The 25,928-nt window shown below is 66.8% G+C and carries 22 protein-coding genes; 17 read left to right on the forward strand and 5 right to left on the reverse strand.

Going from position 1 to position 25,928, the window contains the following annotated elements; translation table 11 throughout:
* The first annotated feature begins 661 nt into the window (after window positions 1-661).
* Both ACQY76_RS15760 and ACQY76_RS15765 read left to right on the forward strand, forming a co-directional pair.
* Window positions 662-1,951 carry an N-acetylmuramoyl-L-alanine amidase gene (locus ACQY76_RS15760; protein WP_428029670.1) on the forward strand — a complete coding sequence of 430 codons (1,290 nt, stop codon included), beginning with the start codon at window positions 662-664 and terminating at the stop codon, window positions 1,949-1,951.
* A 115-nt stretch (window positions 1,952-2,066) separates the two neighbouring features.
* The gene (locus tag ACQY76_RS15765) at window positions 2,067-4,505 is read left to right on the forward strand and encodes a penicillin-binding protein 1A (RefSeq protein ID WP_428029671.1); all 2,439 of its coding nucleotides are present in this window, start codon (window positions 2,067-2,069) and stop codon (window positions 4,503-4,505) included.
* Window positions 4,506-4,523: 18 nt separating this feature from the next.
* Here the strand turns inward: ACQY76_RS15765 and ACQY76_RS15770 are convergent, their stop codons facing one another.
* Window positions 4,524-5,141, reverse strand: coding sequence for a glutathione S-transferase (locus tag ACQY76_RS15770; protein ID WP_428029672.1), 618 nt, complete (start codon window positions 5,139-5,141; stop codon window positions 4,524-4,526).
* A 162-nt stretch (window positions 5,142-5,303) separates the two neighbouring features.
* Here ACQY76_RS15770 and prfB point away from each other — a divergent pair, with 162 nt between their 5' ends.
* Window positions 5,304-6,434, forward strand: a complete 1,131-nt coding sequence (prfB, locus tag ACQY76_RS15775) for a peptide chain release factor 2 (protein WP_428029673.1) — start codon at window positions 5,304-5,306, stop codon at window positions 6,432-6,434.
* Between the two features lie 22 nt (window positions 6,435-6,456).
* On the opposite strand, the gene bcp is transcribed toward prfB, so the two are convergent.
* Window positions 6,457-6,924 (reverse strand): thioredoxin-dependent thiol peroxidase, encoded by a 468-nt coding sequence (bcp, locus tag ACQY76_RS15780; RefSeq protein WP_428029674.1) that lies wholly within the window; start codon window positions 6,922-6,924, stop codon window positions 6,457-6,459.
* Window positions 6,925-7,099: 175 nt separating this feature from the next.
* On the opposite strand from bcp, the gene ACQY76_RS15785 reads away from it, so the two are divergent.
* Entirely contained in the window at window positions 7,100-10,672 is a 3,573-nt protein-coding gene (locus ACQY76_RS15785; RefSeq protein ID WP_428029675.1) for an AsmA-like C-terminal region-containing protein, read from the forward strand.
* Between the two features lie 4 nt (window positions 10,673-10,676).
* Here the strand turns inward: ACQY76_RS15785 and ACQY76_RS15790 are convergent, their stop codons facing one another.
* Complete coding sequence (locus tag ACQY76_RS15790) at window positions 10,677-11,813, reverse strand: FAD-dependent oxidoreductase (protein WP_428029676.1); 1,137 nt, start codon at window positions 11,811-11,813, stop codon at window positions 10,677-10,679.
* 73 nt (window positions 11,814-11,886) lie between these two features.
* Between ACQY76_RS15790 and ACQY76_RS15795 the strand changes: the two genes are divergently transcribed.
* Complete coding sequence (locus ACQY76_RS15795; RefSeq protein WP_428029677.1) at window positions 11,887-12,561, forward strand: TetR/AcrR family transcriptional regulator; 675 nt, start codon at window positions 11,887-11,889, stop codon at window positions 12,559-12,561.
* On the opposite strand, the gene tyrS is transcribed toward ACQY76_RS15795, so the two are convergent.
* The gene (gene tyrS, locus ACQY76_RS15800) at window positions 12,562-13,821 is read right to left on the reverse strand and encodes a tyrosine--tRNA ligase (RefSeq protein WP_428029678.1); all 1,260 of its coding nucleotides are present in this window, start codon (window positions 13,819-13,821) and stop codon (window positions 12,562-12,564) included.
* Between the two features lie 85 nt (window positions 13,822-13,906).
* Between tyrS and ACQY76_RS15805 the strand changes: the two genes are divergently transcribed.
* The 3 genes from ACQY76_RS15805 (at window position 13,907) to ACQY76_RS15815 (ending at window position 16,609) form a co-directional block, all read left to right on the forward strand.
* A complete protein-coding gene (locus tag ACQY76_RS15805) occupies window positions 13,907-15,058 on the forward strand; it encodes an anhydro-N-acetylmuramic acid kinase (protein ID WP_428033033.1) in 1,152 nt (383 codons plus the stop codon).
* Window positions 15,059-15,317: 259 nt separating this feature from the next.
* On the forward strand, window positions 15,318-15,686 hold the full coding sequence (locus ACQY76_RS15810) for a hypothetical protein (RefSeq protein ID WP_428029679.1): 369 nt from the start codon (window positions 15,318-15,320) through the stop codon (window positions 15,684-15,686).
* A gap of 155 nt (window positions 15,687-15,841) precedes the next feature.
* Complete coding sequence (locus ACQY76_RS15815) at window positions 15,842-16,609, forward strand: class I SAM-dependent methyltransferase (protein WP_428029680.1); 768 nt, start codon at window positions 15,842-15,844, stop codon at window positions 16,607-16,609.
* 80 nt (window positions 16,610-16,689) lie between these two features.
* Here ACQY76_RS15815 and ACQY76_RS15820 read toward each other — a convergent pair whose 3' ends face one another.
* Complete coding sequence (locus ACQY76_RS15820) at window positions 16,690-17,355, reverse strand: alpha/beta hydrolase (RefSeq protein ID WP_428029681.1); 666 nt, start codon at window positions 17,353-17,355, stop codon at window positions 16,690-16,692.
* A gap of 335 nt (window positions 17,356-17,690) precedes the next feature.
* Between ACQY76_RS15820 and ACQY76_RS15825 the strand changes: the two genes are divergently transcribed.
* From ACQY76_RS15825 to ACQY76_RS15865, 9 genes are all read left to right on the forward strand, one after another.
* Window positions 17,691-18,860 (forward strand): cysteine desulfurase family protein, encoded by a 1,170-nt coding sequence (locus tag ACQY76_RS15825; protein ID WP_428029682.1) that lies wholly within the window; start codon window positions 17,691-17,693, stop codon window positions 18,858-18,860.
* A gap of 119 nt (window positions 18,861-18,979) precedes the next feature.
* Window positions 18,980-20,452: a Fe-S cluster assembly protein SufB gene (sufB, locus tag ACQY76_RS15830; protein ID WP_428029683.1), complete on the forward strand. Its 1,473-nt coding sequence runs from the start codon at window positions 18,980-18,982 to the stop codon at window positions 20,450-20,452.
* A 124-nt stretch (window positions 20,453-20,576) separates the two neighbouring features.
* Window positions 20,577-21,341 carry a Fe-S cluster assembly ATPase SufC gene (gene sufC, locus ACQY76_RS15835; RefSeq protein ID WP_428029684.1) on the forward strand — a complete coding sequence of 255 codons (765 nt, stop codon included), beginning with the start codon at window positions 20,577-20,579 and terminating at the stop codon, window positions 21,339-21,341.
* 10 nt (window positions 21,342-21,351) lie between these two features.
* Window positions 21,352-22,665, forward strand: coding sequence for a Fe-S cluster assembly protein SufD (sufD, locus tag ACQY76_RS15840; RefSeq protein ID WP_428029685.1), 1,314 nt, complete (start codon window positions 21,352-21,354; stop codon window positions 22,663-22,665).
* 152 nt (window positions 22,666-22,817) lie between these two features.
* A complete protein-coding gene (locus tag ACQY76_RS15845; protein ID WP_428029686.1) occupies window positions 22,818-24,062 on the forward strand; it encodes a cysteine desulfurase in 1,245 nt (414 codons plus the stop codon).
* Complete coding sequence (locus ACQY76_RS15850; RefSeq protein ID WP_428029687.1) at window positions 24,059-24,433, forward strand: SUF system Fe-S cluster assembly protein; 375 nt, start codon at window positions 24,059-24,061, stop codon at window positions 24,431-24,433. The genes ACQY76_RS15845 and ACQY76_RS15850 overlap by 4 nt, the downstream gene beginning before the upstream one ends.
* Complete coding sequence (locus tag ACQY76_RS15855; RefSeq protein WP_428029688.1) at window positions 24,430-24,861, forward strand: VOC family protein; 432 nt, start codon at window positions 24,430-24,432, stop codon at window positions 24,859-24,861. Before ACQY76_RS15850 ends, ACQY76_RS15855 begins: the two co-directional genes overlap by 4 nt.
* Window positions 24,862-25,179: 318 nt before the next feature.
* Window positions 25,180-25,536: a HesB/IscA family protein gene (locus ACQY76_RS15860; RefSeq protein WP_428033034.1), complete on the forward strand. Its 357-nt coding sequence runs from the start codon at window positions 25,180-25,182 to the stop codon at window positions 25,534-25,536.
* A 15-nt stretch (window positions 25,537-25,551) separates the two neighbouring features.
* Window positions 25,552-25,914, forward strand: coding sequence for a TfoX/Sxy family protein (locus ACQY76_RS15865; protein WP_428029689.1), 363 nt, complete (start codon window positions 25,552-25,554; stop codon window positions 25,912-25,914).
* The last annotated feature ends 14 nt before the right edge of the window (window positions 25,915-25,928 follow it).

The following is a 25,928-nucleotide window of genomic DNA, read 5'->3' on the forward strand; positions in this document are numbered from 1 at the left end:
AAAGCGCGAAGGGTATGCGGCGGGCAGGACGGGGAGCCTCGCAGGCGGGGCGCCGACGCGGTGCGCTGGTCGCGGGCCTGCGGGCGGGTGCGCGGCGGAAATCCACCCTGCGCACGTGACCCACACTTGCCGGCTGACGCATCATCGTTGGCTGCCGTCCTTACACGACCGAACAGGACGAGCCGCGACCGTGTGTGGTCCGGCTCAAGGCAGATGGCCACGAAGGCGCGGGGAACGGCGCAGCAAAATAAGCCGCGCGAGCACCCCGTGTCCGATCGTCCGTGAATGACGAGGCCGGGCCGCGTTCCCCCCGGCGCGCGGTCGTGACGACCGCCAGAGGCACGGCTACGGGTCCTGAAAGGAAATCGCGCCTTGTGCCGGGCTCTGCCATTGCTGGAGCGCCCTTCGCCGCAGGGGCCGCGAAAGCCGGACGTCGACGAGCGACCGGAATGCGAACCATATGCATGCTCTTAATAGCGGCATGCGTGCCGATTTGGCAAGGATCGCATCCGGGCCGCCGTTGCGCGCCGGCAACGGCTGCCAGCGGAAGCGATTCGGTTTGCAAGGTCTGGTTAACGCTTCCTGCGTATTTCGGTAGAAAGGTCGGCAGCGCGGCCCGACCTTCACGTCGGGAAGCCGGCGGAGGAGAATGCAGGCAGCCATGGCGGTGCGAACGGGCATGCGGAAGATATGGCTGGCGGCGGCGCTTGCGCTGTTGCCGGCGTGGCTTTCGGCGTCCCCGCCGGCCCGCGCCAGCGAGCCCGTGGTGGCCACCGATGCGCGCCTCGCCGGCGATGGCGAGCGCACGCGCCTGGTGATCGACCTCTCGCGCTCCGTGCCGCTGGGCGCCTTCACCCTCGCTGATCCCTACCGGGTCGTGGTCGACATTCCCGACGTCATCTTCGCGCTGCCGGCCTCGGCGGGGCAGGAGGGGCGCGGCCTCGTCTCGGCCTATCGCTTCGGCCTGTTCGCGCCGGGCAAGGCCCGCATCGTGATGGACCTGACCGATCCGGTGACGGTCGACAAGGCCTTCGTGCTGGAGCCGATGGACGACCAGCCGGCCCGTCTGGTCATCGATCTCGTCAGGACCGATCGCAGCACCTTCCTGAAGGCCGTGGCCGCGCCCCTGCGGGCCACGGAGCAGCCGGAGATGCCGAAGGCCGACGTGGCTGCCGCCGGCGATGTGCGTCCGGTCATCGTGCTCGACCCCGGCCATGGCGGCGTCGATTCCGGCGCGGTGAACGCCAAATTCGGCGTGACCGAGAAGCAGCTGGTTCTTACTATCGCCCGCAAGCTCCAGCATCAATTGGAGGAGACCGGGCGCTACCGCGTGCTGATGACGCGTACCAAGGATACGTACATTTCGCTGGGCCAGCGCGTCCGCTTCGCCCGCGAGAACGAGGCCAAGCTGTTCATCTCGCTGCACGCCGATTCGCTCGGCTCGCACGATGGCGATGTGCGTGGCGCGACGATCTACACCATTTCCGACCGGGCTTCCGACGCCGAGGCCCAGCGGCTGGCCGATTCGGAAAACAAGGCCGACATGATCGCCGGTCTCGACCTTTCCGAAGAGCCGGCGGATGTCGCGGGCATCTTGTTCGACCTCGCGCAGCGCGAGACGCGCAATTTCTCCGCGCTCTTCGCGCGCAGCCTTGCCGGAAGCGTCAGCGGTGTCGCGCGCATGCATAAATCGCCGCTCAAATCGGCGGGCTTCAAGGTGTTGAAGGCGCCCGACGTGCCGTCCGTGCTGTTCGAGCTTGGCTATCTTTCGAGCGCCAAGGACCTCGAACTCATGACATCGTCTCAATGGCAGGATAGTGTCACCGACGCCATGGCGGTGGCGATCGAGGCTTATTTCGCGGCACAAAGGCCGCGCGACCGTGCCACGGTGGCGTTGCCTGCCAGTGTCGACCGGGCCAGTGCCAAGCCGGTGGCCGTGACGGCACCTTGAACGGTCGCGATAAGGCCATAGTTGCCGCGCACACGCTGCCCTTTGGGCGACGACCACATTCGGACTCGCATCGCGCTGGCGCGGTGGCGTCCTCAGCTTATGGGGGCTCGGCCGTATGCGGCTGCTTCTGCGGTTCTTAGGGTTCATGTTCGCGCTCGGCACGATCGTCTTCGTGGTCGGTGGCGCGGCGGCCGGCTATTTTGCGTGGAAATTCTCGCAGGACCTGCCGGACTACAGCCAGCTGCAGAATTACGAGCCGCCGGTGATGACGCGCGTCCACGCCGCCGACGGGTCGCTGCTGGCCGAATATGCGCGCGAGCGCCGGCTCTATCTGCCGATCCAGAACATTCCCGACCTGGTGAAGGACGCCTTCATCTCGGCCGAGGACAAGAACTTCTACTCGCATGGCGGCATCGACCTGACGGGTATCGGCCGCGCCGCCTATGCCTTCCTGCAGAATTACGGCTCCGGCCGCCGCCCGCAGGGCGCCTCCACCATCACCCAGCAGGTGGCGAAGAACTTTCTCCTGACCAACGAGGTCTCGATCGACCGCAAGGTGAAGGAGGCGCTGCTGGCGCTGCGCATGGAGCGCGCCTATTCCAAGAACAAGATCCTCGAACTCTATCTGAACGAGATCTATCTCGGCATCGGCTCCTATGGTGTCGCCGCCGCCTCGCTGCTCTATTTCGACAAGTCGGTTTCCGAGCTCAACATCGCCGAGGCGGCCTATCTCGCCGCTTTGCCGAAGGGCCCGAACAATTATCACCCGTTCCGCCGCCACGACGCCGCCGTCGAGCGCCGCAACTGGGTGATCGATCGCATGGCCGAGAACGGCTACATCACCGAGGCGCAGGCCGACGAGGCCAAGAAGAGCGACCTTGCCGTCACCGTTCGCCCGACCGGCGCGCACATCTTCTCGGCTGAATATTTCGCCGAGGAAGTGCGCCGCGAGATCTTCGAGCGCTATGGCGAGGACAAGCTGTATGGCGGCGGCCTGTCGGTCCGCACCACGCTCAACCCCAAGCTCCAGCAATATGCCAAGCAGGCGCTGCTCGACGGCCTGACGCGCTATGACGAGCAGCGCGGTTTCCGCGGGCCGGTCACCCGCATCGAGACCACCGGCGACTGGGGCGCCCGCCTTGCCGATGTGCGCACCTTCACCGACATCCCGTGGCGGCTCGCCGTCGTGCTCGATTCGGACGCGAAGGGCGCGCGCATCGGCCTGCAGCCGCAGCGCGACCGTTCCGGCGTGCTCGGCACGCAGCGCGATGTCGGCATGATCACCGCCGATGGCGCCAAATGGGCGATCCGCAACGCCAAGGGCGGCGTCGGCGGGGTGCTCAAGCCGGGCGACGTGATCTATGTCGAGCCGGTGGACGGCAAGCCGGACCAGTGGCGCCTGCGCCAGCAGCCGCAGATCGAGGGCGCGCTGGTGGCGATGGACCCCTCCACCGGGCGCGTGCTGGCGATGGCCGGCGGCTTCTCCTTCGATGAGAGCCAGTTCAACCGTGCGACGCAGGCCCAGCGCCAGCCGGGCTCGTCGTTCAAGCCCTATGTCTACGCGGCGGCCATCGACAATGGCTACACGCCCTCCAGCGTCGTGCTGGACGCGCCCTTCGAGCTGGCGCAGCAGGGGCAGGCGACGTGGCGGCCGGAAAACTATTCCGGCAAGTTCTACGGCCCGCAGACCCTGCGCTTCGGCATCGAGCAGTCGCGCAACGTGATGACGGTGCGGCTCGCCAACGATCTCGGCATGCCGCTGATCGTCGAATACGCCAAGCGCTTCGGCGTCTCCGATAATCTGCTGCCGGTGCTCTCCATGTCGCTCGGGGCGGGCGAGACCACGGCACTACGCATGGCCGGCGGCTATTCGATGTTCGCCAATGGCGGCAAGCGCATCAAGCCGACCCTGATCGACCGCGTGCAGGACCGCTACGGCAAGACCATCTACCGGCATGACGAGCGCGAGTGCCGCGGCTGCGACGCCAATGCGTGGAGCGGCCAGACCGAGCCTGTGCTGGTCGACCGGCGCGAGCAGGTGCTCGACCCGATGACCGCCTACCAGATCACCTCGATGCTGGAAGGCGTCGTCCAGCGCGGCACCGGCACGGCACTGAAGGTGCTGGGCAAGCCCATTGCCGGCAAGACCGGCACGACCAATGAAGAAAAGGACGCCTGGTTCGTCGGCTACACCCCGGAAATCGTGGTGGCGGTGTATCTCGGCTTCGACACCCCCAAGCCGATGGGTAAGGGCTCGACCGGCGGCCTCATCGCCGCGCCTGTCGTGCGCGACTTCATGAAGCTCGCCTTGGCGGATCGCCCGGCCGTGCCCTTCCGCGTGCCACCGGGCATCAAGCTCATCCGCATCAACCCGAAGAGCGGCCTGCGCGCCGGCCCGGGCGAGGGCTCGATCCTGGAGGCGTTCAAGCCGGGTACGGCGCCGCCGGACAGCTACTCGATCATCGGCGCCACCGATGCCGCCGGCAATCCGGTCGGCATCAACCCGGACGCCGACCGCGCGGTGGGTGCCAGCGGCACCGGCGGGCTCTACTGAGCCCCGCCGCCCGGGCGCTCAGCCATCATAGGGCCAGGCGCGGAACGCCTCCTGCGCCTCGGCCCGGGCGGCGAGCTGCGCCACGCCCGGGAAAGCATCTGCCGGCACCACATCGGGAATGATGCGGGTGGTGAAGGTCCAGGCGATGGCGGCGGTGATGTCCGCCTGCTGGATCTCCCCGCCCAGCAGCCATCCGTCCCGCTCGCCGATCTCGCCCTCCAGCAGACGATAGGCGGCGAAGAGCTGTTCGGTCACGCGGTCGAGCCAGGGCTGGTGGCGCTTCTCCTCGGGGCGGAGCTGGTGCTCGTAGACGATCTGCACGGACTTCTCGCAGGCGGCGAGCGCGAGGCCGATAATGCGCTGGGAGCGCGCATGGAGCGCTAGATGGCCGGGGGTGAGGGAGCGCCCGGGCGCCGCCAGCTTCTCCGCATGTTCGAGGATCAGCGTCGAATCGATCAGCACGATGCCGGCGTCGGTCACCAGCGTCGGCGCCTTCACCACCGGGTTGATGGCGGCAAACCGCTCATAGTGCCGGAAGACGGACACGGATTCGTGTGTAAACGGCAGGCCGAGGCAGGTCATCGATACCGCGACGCGGCGCACATAGGGCGAATCCAGCATGCCGATAAGGTGCATGGTCGTTTCTCCAGTGATGGACCGGCATGTTAGAGCCGGCTGTGCGCCCTGGAAACGGGCGTACGTCGCCCGCACCGGGCGATCACCCGCGCGGGGCGTTTACACTGCCGGACAACGCCTCTATTTTCCGCCGCCTTCAACGTCCTATCGAGAGTAGCCATCATGCGCGCCGAGCTCGCCGCGAGCGTCGACGAAATCCGGGAAGCCGCCCAGTTGCTGCGGCAGCACATCGATTTCGACCGTTCCAAGGCCCGCCTTGCCGAGCTGAATGCGCTCGCGGAGGACCCCAATCTGTGGAACGACCCCGAGCGCGCGCAGAAGCTCATGCAGGAGCGCGGCACGCTGGAGGATGGGCTCGGTGCGCTGGAGCGGATCACCCGCGAGCTTTCCGACAATGTCGAACTGATCGAGATGGGCGAGGCCGAGGGCGACGCCTCGATCGTCGACGAGGCGGCAAACGCCCTGACCAAGCTGAAGGCCGAGGTCGCCCGTCGCCAGCTGGAGGCCTTGCTGTCCGGCGAGGCCGACGCCAATGACAGCTATCTCGAAGTCCATGCCGGTGCCGGCGGCACCGACAGCCAGGACTGGGCGCTGATGCTGCTGCGCATGTACACGCGCTGGGCCGAGCGCCGTGGCTTCAAGGTGGAACTGGTGGACGAGCAGGCGGGCGAGACCGCCGGGCTGAAATCCGCGACCATTCTGGTCAAGGGCCACAACGCCTATGGCTGGATGAAGACCGAGGGCGGCGTGCACCGCCTCGTTCGCATCTCGCCCTTCGATTCGAACGCCCGGCGCCAGACCTCGTTCGCCAGTGTGGACGTCTACCCGGTGATCGATGACCGCATCGTCGTCGACATCAAGGAAAGCGACCTGCGCATCGACACGATGCGCTCGGGCGGCGCCGGCGGCCAGCACGTCAACAAGACCGAATCGGCCGTCCGCTTCACCCATCTGCCCACCGGCATCGCCGTCGTGGCGCAGGGCGACCGCTCCCAGCACAAGAACCGCGCGACGGCGTGGGAAATGCTGCGCGCCAAGCTCTACGAGATGGAGCTGAAGAAGCGCGAGGCGCAGGCGGCCGCCGACCAGGCCGCCAAGACCGATATCGGCTGGGGCCACCAGATCCGCTCCTATGTGCTGCAGCCCTATCAGCTGGTGAAGGACCTGCGCACCGGCGTCACGTCTGGCACGCCGCAGGAAGTGCTGGACGGCGATCTCGACCCGTTCATGGAAGCGGCGCTGGCCCAGCGCGCCTATGGCGGCGGCCCGGCCAGCGTCGAGGACGTCGACTGATGTCGCGCCCCGCGCGGCGCCGTCAAAGCGCCTGCGCGGCGGCCAGGACCTCGTCGGCATGGCCGGCGACCTTCACCTTTGGCCAGATCCGGGCGATTTTGCCGTCGCGGTCGATCAGTACGGTGGTGCGCTCCACGCCCATATATTTGTGCCCGTACATGCTCTTCTCACCCCAGACGCCATAGGCCTCCAGCATCGCGTGGGTCTCGTCTCCGGCGAGGTCGAAGGTGAGGCCCTGCTTCAAGCGGAATTTCGCCAGCGCCTTGTCGGGATCGGGAGAGATGCCGACGACACGAGTCTCGGCCGCATCGAAATCGGCCTTGAGGCGGTTGAAATCATGCGCCTCGACCGTGCAGCCGGAGGTGCCGGCCTTCGGGTAGAAATAAAGCACCAATTTGCGGCCTCGGCAGGCAGCCAGCGACAGCACATCGCCTGAATCGGTCGTCAGAGTGAAGTCAGGAGCGTGTGCCCCAACCGCAATCTCGTTCATATGCCTTCCTTTCGGCGTCTTTGGGGGTGATCGGCTGACGGAACGACATTTGCCGGAGACGTGCCGTGCCGTCTCGCGGAGTGAAAGCATAGTGTCAGCGAGTGCGGGGATAAGGTGTCGCCGCCGGCCTTTCGCAAGGGCATTATGGCTGAAGATGCAAGGATTCGTGCCGTAGATGAATGAGCCTACGACCCAGAGGTCGGAGACGCGCGGCAAGCGCCATGTCAAGCGCCTGCGCGTCCGGCGGGCTCGGAAGCTCTGTGCCGCGCCGACCGGGCGTCGGCGCTGGCTGCGCTATTGCGCCTGGTCGGGCGGTTCGGTCTTCGCTGTTGTCGCCGCCATTGCGGTGACGGTCTATCTGCTCTTCAGCACCGGCATTCTCACCGTGGACATGGCGCGCCCCTATGTGGAGAGCACGCTCGAGGCGCGGCTCGGCGCCGGCCGCACGGTGCAGATCGGCGGCATCGTCGCCGACAGGGCGCCACATGGCGGCATCATCCTGCACGCCGCGGACATCACGGTTCGCGACGATGACGGCGATGTCATTGCGACCGCGCCGCAGGCCGAGGTGGCGCTGCAGGACAGCTGGCTGCCCTGGCTCATGCAGCCCGAGCGCGTCGATCTCGTCGGTGTCCGGCTCAATGTGTTCATCGATGCGCAGGGACAGCTCTCCATTTCCACGGATGGTGGCGGCGACTCGGCCGGCGCCACCGTGCATCCCAAGGCGCTCGCCACGGTTCCCGCTTCCGAACTCGCGGCGGTGCCCGAAGCGGCTCCCGCTCCCGCGGCGGAGGGCGTCCCGGCCGAGGCTGCGGCACTCCCCGGGGGGGCCGAGACCGTGACACCTTTCGGGCCGCTGCGGCTGGCGAGCCTGGCCGCGCTTGCGCGCCAGCTCGACCAGGGTGGGCTTGATGGTGGCAAGCTGAGCGAGATCGGCCTTAAGGAAGGCGTTGTCATCATCCGCAACGAGGCCAGTGGCCGGCAGTGGACGTTCGACGACATCGACCTGTCGCTGTCGCGCCCGGCGGAAGGCGGCGTCACCTTCAACATCACGGCAGGGGGAATGGACGGGCCCTGGTCCGCCCGCGCCACCGTCGGCGCGCTCGTGGACGGGCAGCGCGACCTGGAACTGGAAGTGCGCGATCTCGCTCCGCGCGATCTGTTGATCGCCGCCGGCAAGGCCGGCGCCGACATTCTCGCCACCTCGCCGCTTTCGGTGGATCTCGCCGCGACCATCGACGCACGCGGCGTGGTGCTGGCCACCACGGGGCGGTTGGCGGCCGGCGCGGGCGAGCTTCAGGTCGGCCCGGACGCGGACGGGAGGATGCTGATCGACGAGGCGGCGCTGGCGTTTTCGCTCGATCCCGCAGCCCGGCGGATCAACCTCACCTCGGTGACCGCGCAAGCGGGGCCGTTTGCCATGGACCTCGCCGGCGTGGTGCAGATGCCCGCCGATCGCGCAGGCAACTGGCAGCTTCAAACCCGTTCGGCGCGGGCGAGCTTCATCGGCGGCGGTCCACACCAGTCGCAGGTTCCGCCCTTCGTCCTCGACGATATCGCGCTCGATCTCTCCTTCGACCCGGTGGCACAGCGGGCAACGATCGACCGTGGCGACCTCAAGGGGCCGCAGGGCGGCATCACGCTGGGCGGCGCGCTCGATCTCGGCGCGCCGGTGCCCTCGCTGTCGATGTCCGTGTCGGCCACGCCGATGACGGTGCCCTCGCTGATCCGCCTTTGGCCGGCCGTCGCCGCGCCGGCGCCTCGCAAATGGGTGTATGACCATCTGATCTCCGGCGAGGTGAGCGCCGCGGAGATTTCCTTCGATGCGCCGCTGGATTCCATCGGCAATGACGACCGCCCGCTTGCCGACGAGGCGTTGCGCATCAACATTACCGGCACCAATGGGCGCTTCATTCCGGTGCCTGGTCTTCCCCCCATCATGGATGCCGACGTTGCGGTGAAGATCACCGGCCGCACTGCGCATGTGAAGGTCGCAAAGGCGGCGATGCAGACGCCCGGCGACCGCCGGCTGGACATTGGCGAGAGCATTTTCGACATTTCCGACACCGCCCCGGACAAGCCCGAGGCCAAGGTGCGGGTGAATGTAAGCGGGCCGGCTGCGGCGGCGATCGAACTCGCCGGCATCCCGCCGCTGCGCGGCCCGACCTATGTGCCGGTCGAGGCGCAGACGGTGTCGGGCACGATCAAGGGAACGGCGCAGATCAGCGTCAAGCTGTCGGACAACATTCAGCCCTCCGATATCGACTACGCGTTCGACGCCACGCTGGACGATTTCGGCGCCTCCAAGATGGTGCTCAACCAGAACCTCGACGACGCCACCGTGCGCGCTTTCGTGACCCAGGCGGCGACGGTGGCGCGCGGCCAGGGCAAGTTCGGCGGCGCGCCGGCCAGCTTCGACTACAGCCGTTCGGCCACCGGCGACATGACCTTCGCGCTGGCCGCCTCGCTCGACGATGCGGCACGGCAGAAGCTGGGCTTCGAGCTGCCTGGCATGTCCGGCACGCTGGGCGTGAAGCTCAACGGCGTCGTCGGAGCCAAGGGCAAGACGGCGGATGTCGAGCTGGACCTTACCGGCGTGAAACTGGCCGATCTGGTGCCGGGATGGACCAAGCCGGCCGGTAAGCCGGCGCGGATGACCGCGAAGGCCATCATGAACGCCAGCGGCACCCGGCTCGACGATCTGGTGGTGACCGGGCAGGGTGTGGATATCAGGGGAACCGTCGAACTCGACGCCAAGGCGGCGCTGGTCAGCGCCAATCTGCCCACCTTTCAGCTTTCCGATGGCGACAAGGCCAGCGTGAAACTGGAGAATAACGACGGCGCCTACAAGGTGACCGTGCGCGGCGAGGTGATCCAGGCGCGCGCCTTCCTCAAGCAGCTCACCGACAAGCCTGTGGCAGGCGCCGGCGCCGCCAAGCCGGGCGACATCGATCTCGACGTCAAGCTCGGCGTCGTCGTCGGCAATAATGGCGAGACCATGCGCGAGGTCGCCCTGGTGATCTCCCGCCGCAACGGCGATCTCCGGGCATTCTCGCTCGCCGCTCTCGTCGGCCGCGAAGGGGGCGTCACGGGAAACATGCGGGCGCAGGCAAATGGTCGCCCGCAATTGCGGGTGGCGACCAGCGATGCCGGCGCGCTGCTTCGTTTCATCGACCTCTACCCGAAGATCTATGGCGGCGATTTCTGGATCGACGTCGATGCTCCGGCCGGCGACGGCCGTCCGCAGACCGGCGTCATCAACATGCGCGACTTCGTCATCCGTGGCGAACAGGGGCTCGACCGGCTGATCGCGGCTGCGCCGGCGACCATGCGCGACGGGCGTCCCCAGCCGGGCTCCGCCATCTCGTTCCGCAAGCTGCAGGTCGAGTTCCAGCGTTCGGCTCAGCAGATCACCCTGCGCGATGGCGCGATCTGGGGCCCGTCGATCGGTTCGACCTTCGACGGCACGCTCGACCTGGCCAATGACCGCGTCGCGGTGCGCGGCACCTATGTGCCCGCCTATGGGTTGAACAATCTGTTCAGCCGCCTGCCGGTGCTCGGCTTCTTCCTCGGCGGCGGGCCCAATGAGGGGCTGGTCGGCGTGACCTACGAGATTGTGGGGCCGGTGTCGGGCCCGACGCTGCGGGTCAATCCCATCTCGGCGGTGGCGCCGGGCTTCCTGCGCAAGATATTCGAGTTCCGCCAGGCCCCCGACCCCACGCCGCCCGCCGTTGTACCGACGCGCTAAGGCGCTACGCGGCGGGACGGTAGGCATTGAACAGGTCCACCACGCCCTGCGGCGCGTTTTCATCGAAGAACAGTTCGAGGTTGCGGGCGGACTCCGCGGCGATGGCCGCGCTGCGCGCAAACATGGCCGCCTCATAGGCGGTCAACGCGGCCTCCCTATCTTCGGGGTTGGCGGCGATGGCCTTGGCCAGTTCGGCGCCGTCAAACATCGCCAGATTCGCCCCTTCGCCGGCGAAGGGCGACATCAGATGCGCGGCGTCGCCGATCAGCGTCACGCCGGGCACGCGGTCCCACCGATGCCCGATCGGCAGCGCATGGATCGGGCGAGGCACGGGGGCGGTCTCGCTTTGGGTGATGAGGTCCGTCAGCACGGTGGCCCAGCCGTCGAATTCGGCGGCGATGCGGGCCAGCGCCGCCTGCGGGTCGGAGAAGTCGATGCCGGCGACCCACGCCTCCGGCTTGTTCAGCGCGACATAGGCATGCAGCGCGCCCTCGGCCTCGCGATGCGCCAGAATGCCCTTTCCGGGCGCCAGCGCCATCAGCGTGCAGCCGCCGACCGCCTCTGCGCTCGCCTTGTAGCGATTGTCGCTGTCGAACAGGTATGTCTCGATGAAGGACGTGCCGACATAGGCGGGCCTGGCCCCGGACAACAACGGGCGAACGCGCGACCACGCGCCGTCCGCGCCTATGAGGAGATCGGTCGTCACCGTCCGGCCGTTCGCGAAGATCAGTTGGTGCTTCCCGCCGCCACGCGCCGATAACGTTTCGAGCTTGTGGCCCCAGCGGATGGTGTCCGCAGGGAGCGAATCGAGCAGAACCCGGCGGAGATCGCCGCGATGCACCTCGGGCCGACCGCCATTGCCCTTGTCCGGCTGGTCGAGCAGTACGTTGCCCCGGCTGTCGAGCACACGCTGCGCCTCGGCGCCGGGCAGGATGATGGCGAGGAACTTGGCGTGGAGGCCGGCATCCCTGAGGGCAAGCTGGCCGTTATAGTCGTGAATATCGAGCAGGCCGCCCTGCGGGCGCGCATCAGGCGAAGCCTCCGCCTCGAAGATCGTGGCAGGGATGCCGTGAACGTGGAGCACGCGGGCAAGCGTCAGGCCCCCGAGCCCGGCACCGATGATGGCGATGGGGATGTTCATCCGGATGTCTTTCGCGAACAATGGAACGTCATTCCATAGTTGGAACGTCGTTCCATTTATGTCAAGATCACCCATGGTCAGGAAAACAGGCACTCAACGGCGGGAGGACTCGCTTTCGCGGGACCGCATCATCGAGGCGTCGATCGAACTGCTGGACAGCAGCGGGGAGGGGGGCCTGACGTTTCGCGCCCTGTCAGAGCGGCTCGCCACCGGTGCCGGCGCGATCTACTGGCATGTCGCCAATAAGAGCGACTTGCTGACCGCTGCGTGCGACGCCGTCATCGCCCGCACCATCACCTCATGCGGTGTCGGCGAACGGCCGGCGGCAACGATCCGTGCCCTCGCATTGGGGGTGTTCGACGCGATCGATGCCCATCCCTGGGTCGGCTCGGCGCTCACCCAGGCCCCCGGGCAGTCGCCCATGGTGCGCATTCTCGAACCACTCGGCCAGCAGGTGCGCGCGCTCGGCGTGCCGGATGACGAGCAGTGGGCGGCGGTCGGCACGCTGCTGAACTACATGCTCGGCGTCGGCGGGCAGAACGCCGCCAACGGACAGTTCGGCCGCGCGCGGGCTCTCGACCGGACGGACTTCCTCGACGCGGTGGCGACGGCGTGGTCGCAGCTCGATGCGCAGGAGTACCCGTTCACCCGCAGCATCGCCGCAGCGCTGCGCAGCCATGACGACCGCGCGGATTTCCTCGCCGGGATCGATCTCATCCTGCGCGGCATCACCTCGCCGCGCCGCTGATCACACCGGCTTCAGCAGCACGTGCTTCTTCTTGCCGAGCGAGAGCTTGATGACGCCTTCGGGCGTCAGGTCGCGCTCGGTCAGCACCGCCTTCTCATCGGTGACGGCGGCGTCGTTCACCTTCAGCCCGCCGCCCTTGATCTGGCGACGCGCCTCGCCATTCGAGGCGACGAGGCCGCTCTTCTCGGCGAAGGCGGCCAGCACGCCGATCCCCGCCGCCAGCTCGCCGGCGGGCACCTCGACGCTCGGCAGGTCGGCGGCGATGCCGCCTTCCTCGAAGGTCTTGCGGGCGGTCTCTGCGGCGGCATCGGCTGCGGCGCGCCCGTGCAGCAGGGCGGTGATCTCGGTGGCGAGGATCTTCTTCACCTCGTTGATCGCCGCGCCCTTCGCCTCCTGCGCCAGCCGGGCGATCTCGTCCATCGGCAGGGTGGTGTAGAGCTTGAGGAAGCGCTCGACATCGGCGTCCTCGGTATTGCGCCAGTACTGCCAGAACTCGTAGGGGCCGAGCATGTCGGCGTTCAGCCACACCGCGCCGTTCAGCGACTTGCCCATCTTGGCGCCGGAGGCGGTGGTGAGCAGCGGCGAGGTCAGTGCGTAGAGCTGCGGCGTGCCCATGCGGTGGCCGAGATCGATGCCGTTGACAATGTTGCCCCATTGGTCGGAGCCGCCCATCTGCAGCCGCACGCCGTAGCGCTTCGACAATTCGACGAAGTCGTAGGCCTGCAGGATCATGTAGTTGAATTCGAGGAAGGACAGCGACTGCTCGCGGTCCAGCCGGGTCTTCACGCTGTCGAAGGACAGCATGCGGTTGACCGAGAAGTGCCGGCCGACATCGCGCAGGAACTCCAGATAGTTGAGATCGCGCAGCCAGTCGGCATTGTTGATCATCAGCGCATCGGTCGGCCCTTCGCCATAGGCGAGGTAGTTCGAGAAGACGCGCTTGATCGAGGCAATGTTGGCCTCGATCGTGTCGACCGTCATCAGCTGGCGGGCATCGTCCTTGAAGGAAGGGTCGCCCACCATGCCGGTGCCGCCGCCCATCAGCGAGACCGCGCGGTGGCCGGTCTTCTGCAGCCAGTGCAGCATCATGATCTGGATCAGCCCGCCCGCATGCAGGCTCGGCGCCGTCGGGTCGAAGCCGATATAGGCGGTGACCGTTTCCTTCGCGAAGAGATCGTCGAGCCCCTGTTCATCGGACATCTGATGAATGAAGCCGCGCTCGTGGAGGGTGCGGAGGAAGTCGGATTTGAACGTGCTCATCTCGGGCCTGCGGGGCATCAACGCCATGTTAGGATTGGCCGGTCATGTATCAGCTTCGCGCGGCGAAAGCACCCCGAGGGCAGTGATGGATCGGCCATTGACGGCGATTGGGCTGATGAGCGGAACGTCGCTCGACGGTATCGACGTGGCGTTGATCGAGACCGATGGCGAGACCATCGCCTCGTTCGGGCCGGGGCGTACCTATGTCTACGCGCCGGAGACGCGGGAATTGCTGTTTCGGGCCATGGCGGATGCGCGCGAGATGACCGACCGCGCCGCCCGTCCCGGCATTCTGGCCCGCGCCGAGCGGGTTTCGACCGAGCGACACGGGCAGGCGCTCGCGGCCTTTCTCAAGGAATTCCCCGCCTACCGCGACGTCGATGTCATCGGCTATCACGGCCAGACCGTGTTGCACCGGCCGGAGATCGGGCTGACCGTCCAGCTCGGCAATGGGCCCGCCTTGGCGCGCGCGGTGAGGGGGACGACCACCGGGCGCGGGGCGACGCTGGTCTATGACATGCGCGCCGCCGATGTCGCGGCCGGGGGGCAGGGGGCGCCGCTGGTGCCGGTGTATCACCGTGCGCTGGCGCGCGGGCTGGGGCCGCCCAAGCCCTTGCTGGTGCTGAATCTCGGCGGAGTGGCGAATGTCACCTATGTCGACGGCATGGCTGACCCGATCGCCTGCGATACCGGCCCGGCCAATGCGCTGATCGACGATTTCCTCAAGGACCGCACCGATCTGCCCTTTGATGACGAAGGCGTCATCGCCGCGTGGGGCAAAGTGGATGAGGCGGTGGTCGACAGGCTGATGACCCACCCGTTCTTCCACCGGCCGCCGCCGAAATCGTTGGACCGCAACGATTTCCGCGCCTGGGTCAACGAGCATGCCGGGCTGGATTCCATGAACACGGCGGACGGGGCGGCGACGCTGACCGCGCTCAGCGCGGCGAGCATTGGTGCGGTGCTGCCCTTTTTGCCCGACCGGCCTACCCGGCTCATCGTCGCCGGCGGCGGGGCGCATAATGCGACGCTGTTGCGGATGCTGCAGCTTCGCACCGGCATCGCGACCGTGACCGCCGATGCCGTCGGCTGGTCGACGGACGCCCTGGAAGCGCAGGCGTTTGCCTTTCTGGCGGTGCGCGCGCTCAGGGGATTGCCGCTCAGTTTCCCGACGACCACCGGCGTGCCGGCACCGATGACGGGCGGGCTCATCGAACGACCGCCGTCGGCTGCATGACGTGCTGCAGAAGCAAGCTGCAGAACCGGCGGGAGCAAGCTGCAGCCATGTGGGGCTGCAGCGAATCTGAACATTAAGTTCAGAAAATCTGAATTCCATAACAGATTGTCGCACTATTCCTGAAACGCATTAGTGCGATGCAAAATCGTATGATGCGGTGCACAATATTCCATGTACTTTACGGGCTCCCGGAAGTCCGGCTCGCCAGGCAGGCAGCTTCCTCTTCAACAGGCCTGGACAGAAACTTGGAGCCTTCGAGATGCGCAGCCTCAGCCGCGATATTCTGCCGCTTGCCGTCGCTGGCGGCCTCATTGCCGTCGCCGTCATCGCCCCCGTCCGCGCCGCCGACAAGGTCGGCCTGAAGCCGGCCACGGCGCAGACCATCAATATCGGTTACGTGAACGGCGTTGCCTATTACACCCCGCAGGCCGACGGCTACCATGTCGTCGCCACTCTGACCGTTGCCGGTGGCTCCCCGATCCGCGTCGCCGCCACGCTTCAGCCCGAGCAGGTGGTCAGCTTCTCCGTGCCCGGCGCCGCCGACACCGCAGAGAGCATCGTCCAGATTTCCCGTCGCGGCGACAGCATCACCGTGACCAACCCGCCGACCCGGTTGGTTCTCAACTGAACCTCGCCGTCTCCACCACGTAAAAAGCCCGGCGTTTGCAGCGCCGGGCTTTTTTCGTTTCTCGCGATGGGGGCAGGGTGCCGTTCCCTGCCCGCATGACGGCACTTCTGCCTTGGTGAGTACCACAGGTTCCTGTAGAACACGGGGTGTGGTATTTGGGTGGTGAGGAGGCTGTTTTGTTTCTTGCTTTGGCCAAGAAGGTCTTGCCCAAATCCGTCAAAAAAGAACTGTTGGCACGCAAGGCAAAGTGGGATGGTTACCTGGAGAGTCGACGTAACCGCCACAGAGCAACGTCCGAGGTGTTCTCGGAAATATACAAGAATAATATTTGGGGCGGTGAGGACCATGTCCTCTTCTCAGGTCCCGGCTCACGCGGTGTATTGGCAGAACAGTATGCCGATAAAATAAATGAATTCATAAAAGCTAACAATGTATTGTCAGTGGTAGATGTCGGCTGCGGCGATTTTCACGTCGGCAGCGGATTGAAATGTGAAGACTATACGGGGATAGACGTCGTCCCTGACCTTATATCCCACAATCAGGCGACGTTCGGGACGCCGGGTCGGCGGTTTTTATGTCTGGATGTTGCAGGGAGCGAGCCGCTTCCGTCGGCGGATCTCGTGCTGATCCGGCAGGTGCTTCAGCATCTGTCCAACGCGCAGATCGAGACCATTCTGCGAAAACTCGCGCCGTTCAAATACGTCATCGTGACGGAGCATCAGCCTTCGGCGAGCGATTTCAGGGTCGCCAATCTGGACCATGTGCATGGCAGCAGTACGCGCCTGCTGCGCGGGTCAGGCGTTTATCTCGACAAGCCGCCTTTCGGCCGTTCCGTCGAGTTGCTGTTGGAATGTCCGGGCGACGACAGCGCCAATGACGCCCATAATCGTGGGCCCATCCGCAGCTTTCTTGTGAAAGTGTAGCCGCGCGCCGCGTGGTCGCGGCAGATATAGGACCCCCGCGAACGGGGCCGGCTCTGTCGCCGGCCCCTTGCGAACCGATATCAGGCGGCGCTGGTCTTCTTGGCGGTCTCGGGCAGGCGCTTGTCCAGATAAGCACCGACAACCTCCATGAGGTCCTCGGTCTTGCCGTCGAAGAAGTGGTTCGCGCCCGGCACGGTCTGCTGGTCGATGACGATGCCCTTCTGCGTCTTCAGCTTCTCGACGAGGCCAGTGACGGCGGAGAACGGCACCACGGCGTCCTTGTCGCCATGCACGAACAGGCCGGAGGACGGGCAGGGGGCGAGGAACGAGAAATCGTAGAGATTCGCCGGCGCGGCGATGGAGATGAAGCCCTCCACTTCCGGGCGGCGCATCAGCAGCTGCATGCCGATCCAGGCGCCGAAGGAGAAGCCGGCGATCCAGCACGCCCGCGCGTCCGGGTTGATCGACTGCGCCCAGTCCAGCGCGGCGGCGGCATCCGCCAGCTCGCCCTGGCCATGGTCGAACGAGCCCTGGCTGCGGCCGACGCCGCGGAAATTGAAGCGCAGGGTCGAGAAGCCCCGGTTCACGAACTGGTAATAGAGGTTGTAGACCACCGGGTTGTTCATCGTGCCGCCGAATTGCGGGTGCGGGTGCAGGATGATGGCGATGGGCGCATGGCGCGTCTTGGCGGGCTGGTAGCGGCCTTCGAGCCGCCCCTTCTCGCCGGTAAAGATGACCTCGGGCATGAAGTTCGTGACCTTGAATGCGGCGGCGGGTAGGGCGATCCGTCCGGAGGGGCCGGAACCCGCGTACGGGCTGCGTCCCGGAGGACGGCCTTACCGCATGCGCCTTGACGACATAGGGTGGCAGCCCTAAACTATTAGAATAATTCTAATATTCGACGTCGGGTTGCGATTTTGTCGCGTTCAATCTGCGCGGCAGGCATCCCTTCGAAGAAGACAGGACGCCAAGCTATGCCGGACGCGGCCTGAATTTGCAAGCATCGAGCGGAAAAGGACGGCAGACGGCGCGACGCATTCCTATATAGGAGACGACCGCGGAACATCGAGCCCCCGAGATCATGAACCAACGGACCTATCTCGACCATAACGCCACCTCGCCGGTTCGCCCCGAGGCACGGGCGGCCCTGCTGGAGGCGCTGGACGCCACGGGCAACGGCTCTTCCGTGCACGGCGAGGGCCGCGCCTCCCGCACGACGATCGACACGGCGCGCGGGCGGGTGGCGGCGCTGGTTGGGGCGGAGGCCGGCGGGGTGATCTTCACCTCCTGCGGCACCGAGGCGGACACGCTGGCGCTGACCCCCGATTTCCGGCGCGGCGAGACGCCCGTCACCTGCGACGTGCTGCTGGTCAGCGCGGTGGAGCATGCCGCCGTGCTGCGCGGCCATCGTTTCCCGGCCGACCGGGTGGAAGTGCTGCCCGTCGATGCGCGCGGGCGCGTGCTGATGGACCCGTTTGCGGCGGCGCTGGAGCGCCACGCCGAAGCCGGGCGGCGGGCGCTGGTTTCCGTGATGGTGGCCAATAACGAGACCGGCGTGCTTCAGCCGATGGCCGAACTGGCCCGCCGGGCCCATGCGCATGGTGCGCTGATCCATACCGACGCGGTGCAGGCGGCGGGGCGCATTCCGCTCTCGCTGCCGGAACTCGGCGTCGACATGATGTCGGTCTCCGCCCACAAGCTCGGCGGCGCGCCGGGAGCGGGCGCGCTGATCCTCGCCGACCCGAATCTGCGCCCGGCGCCGGTGTTCGCCGGCGGCGCCCAGGAGCGCGGACGGCGCGCCGGCAGCGAGAACGTGCCCGCGATTGCCGCCTTCGGCGCGGCGGCTCATGCCGCCGCGGCGTTTGTGGAAGCCGATGGCGTGCGCATCAATGGCTTGCGCGAGAGGCTTGAAGACGCTCTAAGGTGCGAGTTTCCCGAGCTCGTCCTGCTCGTGGGCGATGTCGACCGGCTGCCGAACACCTCGTGCCTCGCGCTGCCGGGCGTGCCGGCCGAAACCATCGTGATCGCGCTCGATCTGGCGGGGGTGGCGGTGAGCGCCGGCGCCGCCTGCTCGTCGGGCAAGGTCGCCGCCTCGCACGTGCTGGGCGCGATGGGCGTCTCCGAGCGTATCGCGCGCTCGGCGATCCGCCTGTCCTTCGGCTGGTCGAGCGGGGAAGAGGATGTCGACCGGGCGCTCGGCGTATTCCGCCGGGTGTTGCCGGGTCTTTTGCGTCGCCGCGCGGCGGCGTGAGGGAAAGGCCGCCTTCGGGCGGCAGAGCAGACGCCGGCGCCCCGCACATGGCGGCCACTGGCGGAATTGGTTGACCTGACCCGTGGGCCTTGACCCCGCGTGGGAGAGGAGATGAGACGATGCCGGCCGTACAGGAGACAGTGGACCAGGTCCGCTCGCTTGACGTCGATCAGTACAAATACGGATTCTTCACCGAAATCGAGACCGAGAAGGCCCCCAAGGGCCTGAGCGAAGACACGGTCCGCTTCATTTCGGCGAAGAAGAACGAGCCCGAATGGATGCTCGAATGGCGGCTCGAGGCGTTCCGCCGCTGGCTCACCATGCGCGAGCCGGACTGGGCGCGGGTGAGCTACCCGCCGATCGACTATCAGGACCTCTATTACTACTCCGCTCCGAAGCGGCCGAGCGAGCTGTCGATCGACGACATCGACCCGGAGATTCTCGCCACCTATGACAAGCTCGGCATTCCGCTGCGCGAGCGCGACGCGCTGCTGGGCATTGCCGACGGGGGCCGTAAGGTGGCGGTCGACGCGGTGTTCGACAGCGTCTCCGTCGCCACCACCTTCAAGGAGGAGCTCTCCAGGGCCGGCGTGATCTTCATGCCGATCTCCGAGGCGGTGCGCGAGCATCCCGAGCTGGTGAAGAAGTATCTCGGCTCGGTAGTGCCGGTGACGGACAACTACTTCGCCACGCTGAACTCGGCGGTGTTCTCCGACGGGTCCTTCGTCTACGTGCCCAAGGGCGTGCGCTGCCCGATGGAGCTCTCGACCTATTTCCGCATCAACGAGCGCAACACCGGCCAGTTCGAGCGCACGCTGATCATCGCCGACGAAGGCGCCTATGTCAGCTATCTCGAAGGCTGCACCGCGCCGATGCGCGACGAGAACCAGCTGCACGCCGCCGTCGTCGAGCTGGTGGCGCTGGACGACGCCGAGATCAAGTACTCGACGGTGCAGAACTGGTATCCCGGCGACAAGGACGGCAAGGGCGGCATCTTCAATTTCGTCACCAAGCGTGGCGACTGCCGGGGCGACCGCTCGAAGATCTCCTGGACGCAGGTCGAGACCGGATCGGCGATCACCTGGAAGTACCCGAGCTGCATCCTGCGCGGCGACAATTCGCAGGGCGAGTTCTACTCGATCGCCATCTCCAACGGGCGCCAGCAGGTCGATAGCGGCACCAAGATGATCCATCTCGGCAAGAACACGTCGAGCCGGATCATCTCCAAGGGCATCGCGGCGGGTTATTCCGACAACACCTATCGCGGCCTCGTCTCGGCGCACCGCAAGGCGACGGGCGCGCGCAACTTCACCAATTGCGACAGCCTGCTCATCGGCGACAAATGCGGGGCGCACACCGTGCCCTATATCGAGAGCAAGAACTCCTCCGCGCAGTTCGAGCACGAGGCCACCACCTCGAAGATCTCCGACGACCAGCTGTTCTACTGCCGCCAGCGCGGCCTCGATCCCGAGGAAGCGACGGCGCTGATCGTCAACGGCTTCGTCAAGGACGTGCTGCAGCAGCTGCCGATGGAGTTCGCGGTCGAGGCGCAGAAGCTGATCGCGGTGAGCCTCGAGGGGAGCGTGGGTTAACGCCCCTGCCGTAATCGTCATCCCGGACGCGGCCGCGCCGTGCTCCGGGATTGCTCGCAGATTTCAGCGCGCTCCCGGCTTTCACCCCCGCCGGTCGACGCGCACCAGACACGGAACAACTGACATGGCTCTGCTCGACATCGAAAACCTCCACGCCAAGATCGACGGGGAACACGGCAAGGAGATCCTCAAGGGGCTCACGCTGAAGGTGAATCCCGGCGAGGTGCACGCGATCATGGGGCCGAACGGCTCCGGCAAGTCCACGCTCTCCTACATCCTTGCCGGCAAGGATGATTATGAGGTCACCGACGGCTCCGTCATGTTCGACGGCGAGGACCTTCTGGAGATGGAAATCGACGAGCGCGCCGCGAAGGGCGTGTTCCTCGCCTTCCAGTACCCGGTCGAGGTGCCCGGCGTCGCCACCATGACCTTCCTGCGCGCGGCCCTGAACGCCCAGCGCAAGAAGCGCGGCGAAGCGGAAGTCTCCACCCCGGACTTCCTGCGTCTGGTGCGGGACAAGGCGGCCAATCTCGGCATCAACCAGGACATGCTGCGGCGCGGCGTCAATGTCGGCTTCTCCGGCGGCGAGAAGAAGCGCGCCGAAATCCTGCAGATGGCGATTCTGGAGCCCAAGCTCTGCGTGCTGGACGAGACCGATTCCGGCCTCGACATCGACGCGCTGAAGGTCGTCTCCGAGGGCGTCAACGCGCTGCGTTCGCCCGACCGCGCGATGATCGTCATCACCCACTACCAGCGCCTTCTGAACCACATCGTGCCCGACTTCGTCCATGTGATGAACAAGGGCCGCATCGTCCGTTCGGGCGGCAAGGAACTGGCGCTGGAACTCGAAGCCAATGGCTATGCCGAGTACCAGCAGGACGCGGCGTGAGGTGGATGACATGAACGCCGATATCCGTCCGATCCGCACGCCGGCCGAGCTGGCGATCCTCGCCGCTCTCGGCAGCGTGCCGGCGGGCAGCGACCGGCTGGCGGATCTGCGCCGCGCCGCCGCCCGTTCGTTCGAGGAACATGGCCTGCCGCACCGGCGGGTCGAGGAATGGAAATACACCGACCTGCGCAGCCTGATGCGCGAGGCCGTGCCGGTGGCCGGCGCCGCCGCCGTGGCCGAGGCGGAGGCACGCGCGCGCCTGCTGCGCGGCATTGAGGCGCGCCGCATCGTCATCGCCAATGGCGCGGTGGTGCCCGAACTCTCCGACCTCGCCGATCTTGAGCCGGGGCTGACCCTCACCACGCTGAAGGCGGCGATGGCGGCGGGCGACGAGGTGCTGAGCCGCCTCGGCGGCATCGTGCCGAGCCGCTACGACGCCTCGCTGGCGCTGAACACCGCGCTGGCCAGGGATGGCGTGGTCATCACCGTGGCCCCCGGCGCGCGCATCGAGCGGCCGGTGCATGTGGCGCATGTCTTCACCGGGGCGACCGCCGCGGCGATGTATGCCCGTTCGCTGGTCGTGGTCGGGGCCGGCGCGTCCTTCACCTATGCCGAGAGCTTCGAGGGGCCGGACGGGCTGGCCTACCAGGCCAATTCCGCCACCGAGTTCACGGTGGGCGACGAGGCGCATCTCGACGTGGTGCGGCTGCAGGAAGAGGGCGCGGGGGCTTTCCACCTTGCCACCCTGCTGTTCGACGTCGGCCGGGAGTCGAAGGTCCACACCTTCAGCTTCTCGCTCGGCGCCAATGTCGCGCGCACCACGCTCTACGCGACGCTGTCGGGCGAGGACAGCCATGTCAGCTTCAACGGCGCCTCGCTGCTGAAGAACCGCCAGCATGCCGACACGACGCTGCATGTCGACCACCAGGTGCCCGGCTGTGAGAGCCGCGAGCTGTTCAAGCACGTGCTGGACGATTCCGCGCGCGGCGTGTTCCAGGGCAAGATCGTCGTCCGCCAGGCGGCGCAGAAGACTGACGGGCGGATGATGAGCCGCGCGCTGGTTCTCGGCGACGAGGCGGAGATGGACAACAAGCCGGAGCTGGAAATCTTCGCCGACGACGTGCAGTGCGGCCATGGCGCCACCTGCGGGGCGATCGACGACGAGCTGCTGTTCTATCTGCGCGCCCGCGGCATTCCGATGAAGGAGGCGCAGAGCCTCCTGGTGCAGGCCTTTGTCGGCGAGGCGGTGGAAACCGTCGAGCATGACGGGCTGCGCGAGGCGCTTATCGAGCGCGCCGAAGCCTGGCTCGCGGCGCGGGCGTGAGGCGCTGTTGCCCAGTCGCCTAGAGCCGTCATCCCGGACGCGGCAACGCCGCGATCCGGGATCGTCCGCAGAAGTAGGGCCATCTCTCGGCCCGCGATCCCGGCTCTGCGCTTCGCTCCCGCCGGGATGACGCCTTAACGAAAGGCCGGAAGATGACCCTTCACCCCGCCGTTGCCAACGGCACCTATGACGTCGCCCGCGTGCGGCAGGATTTCCCCATCCTGTCCAAGCAGGTCTACGGCAAGCCGCTGGTCTATCTCGACAACGCCGCCTCGGCGCAGAAGCCGGTGCAGGTGCTGGACCGGATGCGCTACGCCTATGAGAACGAATATTCCAACGTTCATCGCGGCTTGCACTTCCTCGCCAATGCGATGACGGATGCCTATGAGCAGGCGCGCGAGCGCTGCCGCGCCTTCCTCAATGCACCGACGCTGGAAGAGGTGATCTTCACCCGCTCGGTGACGGGCGCGATCAACCTCGTCGCCTCCTCGCTCGGCCAGTCGATCGGCGAGGGCGACGAGATCGTGCTCTCGATCATGGAGCACCACTCCAACATCGTGCCGTGGAACTATCTGCGCGAGCGCAAGGGCGCGGTGATCAAATGGGCGCCGGTGACGGAAGAGGGCGCATTCGACCTCGACGCCTTCAAGGCGCTGCTCACCGAGCGCACCAGGATCGTCGCCATCACCCACATGTCGAACGTGCTGGGCACGGTGACGCCGATCAAGGAAATCGCCCGCCTGGCCCATGAGGTCGGGGCGCTGGTCGTGGTCGACGGCGCGCAGGCGGCGGTGCACATGCCGGTGGACGTAGTCGACCTCGACGTCGATTTCTACGGCGTCACCGGCCACAAGCTCTACGGCCCCACCGGCATCGGCGTGCTCTACGGCAAGCGGGCGCTGCTGGAAAAGATGCCCCCCTATGAGGGCGGTGGCGAGATGATCCGCTCCGTCACCGAAGAGGGCGTAACCTATGGCGAGCCGCCGCACCGCTTCGAGGCCGGCACGCCGCCCATCGTCCAGGCTGTCGGCCTCGGCGAGGCGCTGGTCTATATGGAAAGCCTCGGCCGCGACCGCATCGCCGCGCATGAGGCCTCGCTCGGCGCCTATGCGCGCGAGCGGCTGTCGCAGATCAACTCGATCCAGATCTATGGCGACGCGCCGGGCAAGGGAGCGATCTTCGCTTTCGACGTGAAGGGCGCCCATCCGCACGACATTGCCACCGTCATCGACCGGGCCGGCATCGCCGTGCGCGCCGGCACCCATTGCGCGATGCCGCTTCTGGGGCGATATGGTGTCAATGCGACGTGCCGGGCGTCGTTCGCGCTGTACAACACCCATGAGGAAGTCGACGCTCTCGCCGACGCCCTCATCAAGGCTCAGGATCTCTTCGCATGAGCGAACCCCAGACATCCGCAAACCCGAACGCGCCGGCGATCCAGTCCGGTATTCCGGAGGAGGAGCTTGAGCGCCTGACCGACGACATCGTCGCGGCGCTGAAGTCCGTCTACGATCCGGAAATCCCGGTCGACATCTACGAGCTCGGGCTGATCTACAAGGTCGACATCGCCGATGACCGGCAGGTGGCCGTGGAGATGACGCTGACCACGCCGAACTGCCCCTCCGCCGCCGAACTGCCGGGCATGGTGGAAGGCGCGGTGGCCGGGGTGGGCGGCGTATCGGGCGTGACCGTCAACCTCACCTTCGATCCCCCCTGGGACCAGGGCCGCATGTCCGAGGAAGCGCGGCTGTCGCTGAACCTCTGGTGAGCGAGACCCCGACGGTGCCGCCGCTTTCCGGCGTGCTGGAGACGGGGCTCTATGTCGACGATCTCGCCACGGCCCGCGCCTTCTATGAGCGCGTGCTGGGCCTGAAGCCGATGATCGCCGATGCGCGCTTCTGCGCCTATGATGCCGGGCCCGGCAGCGTGCTGCTGCTGTTCGCGCGCGGCCAGACGCTGGAGCCGGTGGTGATGGCGGAGGGCACCATTCCCCCGCATGACGGAAACGGCCCGCTGCACTATGCGCTGGCCATTCCCGCCAGCGCGGTGGCGCAGTGGGAGCAGCATCTGGCGGCGCATGGCGTCGCGATGGAGAGCCGGGTGACGTGGAAAGGCGGCGGCGTGAGCCTGTATTTCCGCGACCCCGACCGGAACCTGGTGGAGCTGGCAACGCCGGGGCTGTGGCCGAACTATTGAGGCGGCGCGGCAGGACGTTTGCCCAAGGGTTTTCGCTGGGTCCCGGAGCGGCGCCGCACTTTGTGCGGCTTGTCCGGGAAACGACAGAGTCCCGTGTCCCGGACCAGCGGAGCCGAAGGCGAAGCGCCGCTCCGGGACCCAGCAAAGACTTTTCTGCATATCCGGTTCCGCGCCGTGCAAGGCAGCCCCGCCGCCTTCGCCCTTGCCTGCGCCCCCCGCATCCCCCATCTTAAGCATACCGATCCGCCGGCCTTGAACCGGCGTCGATGTGGAGACAGCGAAATGACCCAGCCTCAACCCCGCCCGCGCCCGCAGGTAATGACCCTGACCGACGCCGCCGCCGACCGCGTGCGCGCGGTAATCGCGCGTTCCGAGAAGCCGGTGGCCGGCCTGCGCATCGGCGTGAAGAATGGCGGCTGTGCCGGCATGGAATACACGATGGAATTCGCCGAGGAGGCGGGCAAGTTCGACGAGGTGGTCGAGGACAAGGGCGTGAAGGTGCTGATCGACCCCAAGGCGATCCTGTACCTGCTGGGCACCCAGATGGACTTCAAGTCCGACACCTTCGCTGCCCAGTTCGTGTTCAACAACCCGAACCAGACCTCGGCCTGCGGCTGCGGCGAATCCGTGGCGATCACGCCGGTCCGCTCGGAGACCGCCGAAGCCGGCGCCTGAGCATCCGGGACGGCGATGAACACGGCCGACATCGCCGACATCTTCGCCGCCTTCGGGCCCGTGCGCTGCCGGCGGATGTTCGGCGGTCTCGGGCTCTATGCCGATGGCGTCATGTTTGCCATCGCGGTCGACGACGCCATCTACCTCAAGACCGATGCCGACTTCGCCGCGCGGCTGCAGTCGGCCGGGTCGTGCATCTTCGGCTATGAGCGGCAGGGCAGGCCGGTGACGCTCGGCTTCTGGTCGCTCCCCGAGGCGGCGCTCGATGATGCCGATCTCGCCGCCGAGCTTGCCGCGCGTGCCGCCATGATCGCGCAGACCGCCGCACTCCGGCGCCCCGCGCGCCGGCGAACGCCGACAGACGCACCCGAAGAGTGAACCCAGCCGCGCTT

The organism is Ancylobacter sp. (genome assembly GCF_965279025.1).
In the GTDB taxonomy this organism is placed as follows: Bacteria; Pseudomonadota; Alphaproteobacteria; order Rhizobiales; family Xanthobacteraceae; genus Ancylobacter.